Annotated in this window: 10 protein-coding genes and 1 pseudogene; 7 read left to right on the plus strand and 4 right to left on the minus strand. The window is 27.7% G+C overall.

Annotation, left to right across the window (positions count from 1 at the left end):
- Together F7B34_RS06515 and F7B34_RS06520 are read left to right on the plus strand one after the other, a co-directional pair.
- Window positions 1–401: pseudogene (locus tag F7B34_RS06515) on the plus strand (methyl-accepting chemotaxis protein); the annotation flags it as partial.
- A gap of 93 nt (window positions 402–494) precedes the next feature.
- On the plus strand, window positions 495–1,331 hold the full coding sequence (locus F7B34_RS06520) for a protein-glutamate O-methyltransferase CheR (protein WP_292461026.1): 837 nt from the start codon (window positions 495–497) through the stop codon (window positions 1,329–1,331).
- Here F7B34_RS06520 and F7B34_RS06525 read toward each other — a convergent pair.
- From F7B34_RS06525 to F7B34_RS06540, 4 genes are all read right to left on the minus strand, one after another.
- On the minus strand, window positions 1,328–1,933 hold the full coding sequence (locus tag F7B34_RS06525; RefSeq protein ID WP_292461027.1) for a chemotaxis protein CheC: 606 nt from the start codon (window positions 1,931–1,933) through the stop codon (window positions 1,328–1,330). The genes F7B34_RS06520 and F7B34_RS06525 overlap by 4 nt on opposite strands.
- Before the next feature lie 40 nt (window positions 1,934–1,973).
- Entirely contained in the window at window positions 1,974–2,684 is a 711-nt protein-coding gene (locus tag F7B34_RS06530) for a chemotaxis protein CheC (protein WP_292461028.1), read from the minus strand.
- Between the two features lie 45 nt (window positions 2,685–2,729).
- Complete coding sequence (locus tag F7B34_RS06535; protein ID WP_292461029.1) at window positions 2,730–3,104, minus strand: response regulator; 375 nt, start codon at window positions 3,102–3,104, stop codon at window positions 2,730–2,732.
- Between the two features lie 62 nt (window positions 3,105–3,166).
- On the minus strand, window positions 3,167–4,219 hold the full coding sequence (locus tag F7B34_RS06540) for a CheF family chemotaxis protein (RefSeq protein ID WP_292461030.1): 1,053 nt from the start codon (window positions 4,217–4,219) through the stop codon (window positions 3,167–3,169).
- 167 nt (window positions 4,220–4,386) lie between these two features.
- Here F7B34_RS06540 and F7B34_RS06545 point away from each other — a divergent pair, with 167 nt between their 5' ends.
- From F7B34_RS06545 to F7B34_RS06565, 5 genes are all read left to right on the plus strand, one after another.
- Window positions 4,387–4,887, plus strand: coding sequence for a UPF0254 family protein (locus F7B34_RS06545; protein ID WP_292461031.1), 501 nt, complete (start codon window positions 4,387–4,389; stop codon window positions 4,885–4,887).
- Between the two features lie 116 nt (window positions 4,888–5,003).
- Window positions 5,004–6,434: a mannose-1-phosphate guanylyltransferase/mannose-6-phosphate isomerase gene (locus F7B34_RS06550; protein WP_292461032.1), complete on the plus strand. Its 1,431-nt coding sequence runs from the start codon at window positions 5,004–5,006 to the stop codon at window positions 6,432–6,434.
- Window positions 6,435–6,442: 8 nt separating this feature from the next.
- On the plus strand, window positions 6,443–6,988 hold the full coding sequence (locus F7B34_RS06555; protein WP_292461033.1) for a DUF1616 domain-containing protein: 546 nt from the start codon (window positions 6,443–6,445) through the stop codon (window positions 6,986–6,988).
- A gap of 58 nt (window positions 6,989–7,046) precedes the next feature.
- A complete protein-coding gene (locus F7B34_RS06560; RefSeq protein WP_292461034.1) occupies window positions 7,047–7,913 on the plus strand; it encodes a hypothetical protein in 867 nt (288 codons plus the stop codon).
- A 31-nt stretch (window positions 7,914–7,944) separates the two neighbouring features.
- Window positions 7,945–8,187, plus strand: a complete 243-nt coding sequence (locus F7B34_RS06565; protein WP_292461035.1) for a hypothetical protein — start codon at window positions 7,945–7,947, stop codon at window positions 8,185–8,187.
- Window positions 8,188–8,419 lie beyond the last annotated feature (232 nt).

Genomic DNA, 8,419 nt, shown 5'->3' on the forward strand with positions numbered 1-8,419 from the left:
ACAATATCCAAAATGCTTTGAAAAATGTTCAAGATATTGCTTCAATATCCGAAGAATTTGCCGCTACTGCTGAGGAATTAACAGCAAGTGCAGAAGAACAGGATAGGACTATTGAAGAAACCAGTAAAGCTATTGAAGAGGTTGCCAACATTGCTAAGATAGTTTCTCAGCATGCTGATAAATTTAGAGCAGATGGTAATGAATGCATCAATCTTCCACAATGTCCATTTGTGCATAATCCTGAATTAAATGAAGATATGGCTGAAAAATTAAAGACTACATATTGTAAGGGAAAATATGAAGAATGTGAAAGATATAGGCTAAAAAAACTTGGAAAACAAGTCCCTAAAAATTTATCACCAGATGGAATTTTGATAAATGACTTTAAAAATTACAAATAAATATTTTTCCTTTTTAAGTTTATAGACGTATTATTTATGAAATATATTATTACAGTTAATAAATACTTTTTATTAAATAAATTAGGGAAATTTATGATTACAAAAGACATCTATTTTAATAGAATAAAAAGAGAAATAAAATTAAAATTAAAAATAAATGTAGAGCAGTACAAAGACTCATATATAAACAGAAGAATATCTGTAAGGATGAGGGCCAATAATTGTAAAACTTATAAGGATTACTATGAATATTTAATTAAAAATCCCAATGAATATAAAAAATTGGAAAATACCTTAACTGTAAATGTAACGGAATTTTGGAGGGATAGAACAGCATATAATGAAATTGAAAAAATACTAAAAAACTTCGTGATGGATAGGAAATTCAAAAGTTTAAGGATATGGAGTGCAGGATGTTCCTCAGGTGAAGAACCTTATGGTATCGCAATTATAATTAATGAATTAAAATATAGATACAATAGAAAATTCATGCCGGTGTCCATTATTGGAACTGATTTGGATAGTGATATTTTAAACAAGGCAAAAAAAGGAATATATCACAATAAACAGCTGAAAAATATAGACAATTCGTTAATATATAAATATTTTACAAAATTGGATGAACATCAGTATGAAATTAAAAAGGATATTAAAAAATATGTTAAATTTAAACAGCATGATTTAATAAGGGAGCCCCCATTAAAAGGAATGAATATGATATTGTGCAGAAATGTTATAATATATTTTGATAAACAAATTCAAGAAGAATTATTTTTAAAATTTTATGATGGTCTTATAAATGGAGGTTATTTAATTCTTGGAAAAACGGAAATATTACATGGAAAGGCCAGAGAACTATTTAAAGCTGTAAATTATAGGGAGAGAATATATAAAGCTAAAAATATAAATGATAAGTTTTATTTAAATTAAAGTATATCAAGATTTTCAATGGTTTGTGGATTTATTAATATTAAAATATTGCAATTTATATTAAACTTACCTATAATATCTATTTTGTTATCGAATACAAGGGCTATATCAGTATCATCAGCTATTTCAGTAATTAACGACTCAACAACAGAAAAACCACTATCTTTAATAAATTCTGGAGGTGTAATATCAATTTCATCGTTTAACGAATTTGCAAAAACATTTAAAAATGCAGCAACTAAAATATTTGCAACTTCCCCAATAAGGGATATCTCCATTTCTGAATAATCTGGCAGTTTTGATTTATTTATTAAACTATCCCAGAGAATATCAAGAAGAAGAAGTTTTTCCAATTTTACAGAATCTTCCTCTGGTAAAATCATTAGGCACCTACCTGAAAGAATACCGTTGAAATCTATACGCACTATTTTACATGTTTCATCTCCAAATTGCTCAGGTAGGAATTCCACAGGCACAAATCGTGTTCCTAAGAATTGAACTTCGGTATTTTCACTAGTTAATTCACTAAAAGTCTTGGCAATATTTTCTGACGCCACTAAACCAATATTTGTTATTTTTCTCATAGATTCTAAAATACTCATTATAATCCCCTAACATATAATATAATAGTAGCTACCATAACTATAATTTTTGGAAGAGTGAATTTACTGAATTTTGAGGCATGACAATCAACACTTCAAATCCAGAACCAATTCCATGCGAGAACAGCTCAGATTTAAATGTTAATAATATATCCAAATCATCTACTCCATAGTTTTTAAATATCTTTTCTATTATTGTATACTCACTACCCTCAATAAATGATGGAGGAGACATGTCCAACGATGCCCCTATATAACTGGCAAGAGTATCCACAAAGGCGGATGTGATGATATTGCATGTTTCGTTAATAACGGATATTTTCATTTCATTAAAGCTATCTTCATTATCATCTATTCCCATTTCTGCAAGCATGGATTTTGAAAGTTTTAATGCAGAATCCTTTGAAAATACCAGAATTCCTACGCCCTCAACATCTCCCTTAAAATTTATCCCTGTAAATATTTTATAATCTTCCTTAACTACCTGTTTTATTTCTAATGGGGTGGCTATTACCACATTAACCTCTCCAACATTCACGGGGTTTCCAGTCATATCAGATATAAAATTAGCTGCCTTATTAGCTGCTGATTTTCCAATTTCCTCAATCTTGCCAAGTTTTTTAGTATGAAAGTTTTTTATTAACTTTGAGTTTTTTTCAAAAGATAAATTTTCCTTTATCTCTTCACTAATTATGCCCTGCATGATGGTGTTCCACGACTTAGGTGAGACATATATATTACCACATTTCATAGTATGACCTTTTCAATTATTATTCTTGTATAAAAATATAAAAAATTATACATTGAACAATTTATTAAGTTGTTCAAGAATCTTCGGAGCTTGGAATGGTTTAACTATATATCCATCTGCACCTGCATCTATAGCTTCAATCATCTTTTTCTCCTGATCAACTGAAGTGCACATCACGATTTTTATATCTGGAAACTCCTTTTTTATTTCCCTCGTAGCTTCTATTCCTGTGAGTTGGGGCATAACGATATCCATGGTAATTAGATTTGGATTTAATTCCTTTGTTTTTTCAATGGCCTCTTTACCGTTTGATGCCTCTCCAACCACAACATACCTGTTTGTAGTAGACAGTATTTTTTTTAAAATATTTCTCATAAATATGGAATCATCCACAACTAATGTTCTTATAACATCCGTCATAATATCACCTTATATTTTTTTTAATTATTTTCTATTACATAGAGAGTTATTTTTAGTTATTTTTAGAAATTAGATATTATATAATTGGTAATTGCCCTACCCTTTTCAGTTAACTCTGTTTCTTTTCTTATTCTTATTAAATTAAGAAATCCCTTATCAATTAAATTTTCCAATATTTTTTCCACTTCATCTACATCCAACCCCATCATAGGTGGCAATTCAAGGGAAGATATTCCAGTATATATTGCAGTTAATACCTCCTGCTCCTCAGGTTCCAACTGTTCAACTTCACTCTTTATTTTATCTCCACCCCAACTTTCAGAGGTCAGTTGGGATTCTAACTCATCTTCTGTTTTAGGCAGTAAATTTTTAACGGAATTTGAATATTTTGATAATGTTGCAATATATCTTAAAACAAATAATCGCTCTTTTTGTGGAATGTATATATAAGAGGTTATAGTTTCACCACCTTTTATCTGCTTTATTTCAAGAACTTCTAATTCTTTACCATCATCGATAGTTTTGTTTTCAATATCCACAGACTCTATATTGTTAAATAAATCATAAACTTTTGGTTTTCCACCCTTTACAGCTACCGCTAAAACCTGTTCATTAACTATGGAAACTCCTTTTTTCACAGGCTTCTGTGCAAATACTAAAAATCCCTCTTCCCATTTTACTGAATTATCAACGGAGCCTCCTTTAATAACACCATACTGCACTTTAATTTCTTTTTTATTAAGCAATACATAAAAAATCTTTTTTAAAAATGAATTTATTAAAGTTTTTCCATACAATGAAGTTTCAGGTGCAAAACCTATTATATCCTTATCTCTATCTGGAAGCCTTAAAACAATTGATGAATAATGGGATATATCTTCCAAAGAAGCTTTTGCAATTTCTATGGCCCTTCTTGGTAATTCAGCACCTATATCTTCTATATATTCAATATTGGCTTCAATCTTTTTATTTCCAATGTTAAACTCGATTTTGTCAGTAAATAAAGTTATTTGAGTTTTATTCCATTTTGTAAATGGATCTTTTAAGCTATATGAATTAACAATAATAGCTTTACCTTCAAATCTACTTATTTCTTTAGATTTGAATTTTGCCATAAAATCACTCTCTTTTTATTTTCATAAATGGATTCTAAATTTTATAAGTTTTAAAATTACATCACTTCATTTTAAAATATTTTATATGTTATTAACATAGGTTATTAACAGAACATATTTTATATTGGTATATATCATATTTATAAATTACTAACATAGGTGATAATATGATATCAATAGCCACAGCAGAGTGCTTTACACATGGAAAAATAGGGACAATAATACATAAAATTGCCTCTGGATATGATGATGTCAGAGAACATCCCTATTATAATTACATCAATGGCAATGTATATGTAATGGCTTCAATGTTTATTCCATTAAGATATAGTGCCGAGAAACTTTTAAATATTAATTTGCCTGAACCAGATTATAAATACAGGTATGCCAAGGCATACTCTGAAAAGAATGATTTAAAAGTGGCATATTTGATGGCAAAGGGCATTAAAAATATGTTAAATTGTGATATCTCAATAGGAACCACAGCAGGCGTTGGAAGAGGGGGGATATGTATATTGTCGGACAATAACAAACATGTATTTACAACAGATGTTTGTGGGGACCTCATAAACGGAAAGAACATAATTGAGAGACAAAAAAATGGCATTGAAAAGACATTGAATAAATTCGTTGAAATTTTAAAAAAAGAATATATAAGTAATATATAAAAAACATAAATATTATATTTATATTAAAAAAAGTTAATATATATTAGTTATAAATATACCATAAAAATATTAATATACTTTTTTTATTTTTAAAAATTTTATATTTTGGTGAAATGATGAAATCTATAATATTGGCAGGGGGAGTAGGCAGTAGATTATGGCCATTAAGTAGAGAATATTATCCAAAGCAGTTTATAAAATTTAAATCTTTTGATAAATCCCTATTTCAGATGACCTTTGAGAGATGTTTAAAACTAAGCAATAACAATTTAGACGATATTTATATAATTACAAATGAGATGCATAAATTTTTAGTCTTAGGGCAAATTGAAGAGCTCGGTTATAGTGATTTTAATGAGGATAATATATTGGTTGAACCACTTGGAAAAAATACACTTCCAGCAGTATATTATGGAATAAAAGCGATTAAAAATAGAAATAATAGTAAAAATAACAGTGAAAACAGTGAAAACAATGAAAGTAATAACAATATTGTTGGGGTGTTCCCATCAGACCATTTAATCGATAAAAATGATGAAGAATTATTTATAAATACAATAATGGAAGGAAAAAGGATTGCAAAAAATTATTTAATAACTTTTGGAATAAATCCAAATAAGCCACATACTGGATATGGATACATAAAACCATCGAAGGAATTGGAAGTTGGCTATACTGTTGATGAATTTAAGGAAAAGCCTGATTTAGAAACCGCAGAGAACTATATTAATAGTGGATATCTATGGAATAGTGGAATGTTTTTATTTAATGCCGATTTATTCGAAGAAGAGGTAAAAAAACATAGTCCAGATGTTTATAAAGCATTTAAATCCGATGATATAAAGAAAATATATGCCAATGTTCCAGATATCTCAATAGATTATGGCATTATGGAAAAATCGGACAATGTTGCAGTTATTCCTTTGAATATAAAGTGGAATGATTTGGGAAGTTTTGATGCTTTTTATGATGAATTTAAAAAGGATAAAGACGGAAATATTATTTATGGTGAAAATCTGCTTATTAACTCAAAAAATAATCTGATAAATACATACGACAATAAATTTACTTCATTAATTGATGTAAATGATTTAATAGTTATTGATACAAAGGACGCATTGATGATTTGTAAAAAGGGGAGCTCTCAAAAAATTAAGGAAGTATTCAATACATTAAAAACAAAAAATGATGAAAGAGTTTTATATCATAAAACCGTTTATAGACCTTGGGGTTCATATACCATATTGGATGAAGGTAGATTTTATAAAATAAAAAGAATTACCGTTCTTCCGGGAAAAAAGTTAAGCTATCAACTTCACCACCATAGAAGCGAACACTGGATAGTTGTTAAAGGTATGGCTAAGGTTGTTGTCGATGGTAAGGAATATTTTGTTAGAAATGGGGAGAGCACATTTGTTAAAAGCGGATTAAAGCATAGATTGGAAAATCCTGGAAAAATACCCCTGGAAGTTATTGAAGCTCAAATTGGGGAATATCTTGAAGAAGATGACATTATTAGATTTAACGATGATTGGGGACGAAAATAGGTGAATAAATGAATTTTAAAGATTATTATAATAAATACAAGAAGACGTTGGAAAAATCATTAACAATTATATTACTAATCCTATTAATCGCTTCAATAGGTTTAACAATATACTTAATTAATGCTCCAAAGATTGGAGAGCGATTTACAGAATTTTATATATTAAATGAAGATTTAAAGGCTTACAACTATCCCACACAATTGTATGAAAATGAATCTGGTGTAGTGATTATTGGGGTTAGAAACCTTGAATATAGACCTATGAATTATACAGTATGGGTGTTTTTATCCAACGACACCTACGATTACAATTATTCAATAAATATAACTCCAAAAAATCTATGGAATGGAACACTGTCTTATAACTATGCCCTTTCAAAGAAAGTTAGTTTGATACATAATGAAACGGCATTGATGCCATTAAATTTTTCAATAGACAGTGTGGGAAAACATAAGGTGGAGTTTATATTATCAATTGAGAATGAAAAAAAGGTTTATAGGGAACTTCATCTTTGGGTAAATGTGTCAAAACCTCGTGAAAAATCTTTAATTTAAATTTTTAATAATTTAATGTTTTTTATTTTTAATTTTAATAAACACCGGAGGATTTGATATGATAAATAATAATGGTAGCAACAATGAAAGGTCAGTTAAATCAAAAAAAACTAAGTTATCAATAACTACAAATTTTAAAAAAATTATTGCTATTGCCGTGATTATCTTTGGGTTGGGATTTTTAAGCTATGGTTATTTAAATAACATTGTTCATTTTATAAATTTGGGAATTGGACTGGTATTAATAGGTTGGATTATATTATCATTTTCATATGAAAAATATTTAAAATATGATATAGGTTCTGGTATATTTAGTGATTATATAGATTTAATTGGAAAACTTATAAAAAATTTGGACATAAAAACTAGTGGAGTAGTTATCCCTCCAAGGGAAAATTTAAAAAATGGAGCAGTGTTTTTACCGTTAAACGAAGATTTCAAAATAAACTTTGGATTAATAAATGATACTATATTTTTTGTGAATTCAGACAATAAAAATGAGATGGGTTTAATATTATCACCACTTGGAAAGAGCCTTGTCAAAACATTAAAAAAATATGGAGATTACGAAGCAATATATTGTAATTGCACAGAACATGCAGATAATAATTTAAAAAGTGAAAAATTGGATAATATTAAGGATTATTTAAACTATTCATTAAATCTTTTTCAGCTTGGGAATAATATTGATATAAATTTTAGTAATAATGATGTTATTATATTATCCTATGAGATATATGACAATACAGTGTGTAAAAAACTCCAAAAAGAAGGATTATGTAAAAAATATCCCTGCCCTGTATGCGGTTTTATAGTTTTAAGCCTTGCAAAATCGCTGGATAGAATATTGAAAATAGAGGAAATAATAGAAGAAAATAAACATATAATTATTAAATTGAGAATTATAAACGAGTATAATATGTAAATAAATAATATAACACCCTTTTGGTGATTAAATGAGATATGAGATGATATTTTTAATTGTTCTTGTAGCATATATAACATTTATATCCATTTTTGTAAATGATGCTAAATTATTCCTTGTTTTATTGCTTATAGGATTTTTAATATTGTATGAGTTATTTAGATATTATTTTAAAAAGAGAACCCAGGATAATTTGGACACAATGATGTATATTGGAATAACTATATTTATTATAATAGTATTTCAGAAAATCTCGGAAATTCTCAATCATTGATGTTTAATCTTATAGGTTAATAAAAATATACCTGTAAATCCTATTATAAGAGATATTTGAGACTTTGGATTTGAAAGTATATCTGGGTAAAATATATATAATAAATATATAATAAATATAGGAATAAAAATCATTGAACTTAATTTTAATATCAAAATCTTATTTATTTTATTTAAATCCTCCTGAAAATTTAGATGTAATGCATAGATTAAAAATAACCCATATATAATGG

This window comes from Methanothermococcus sp. (assembly GCF_015523155.1).
Lineage (GTDB): Archaea > AGJL01 > Methanococci > Methanococcales > Methanococcaceae > Methanofervidicoccus.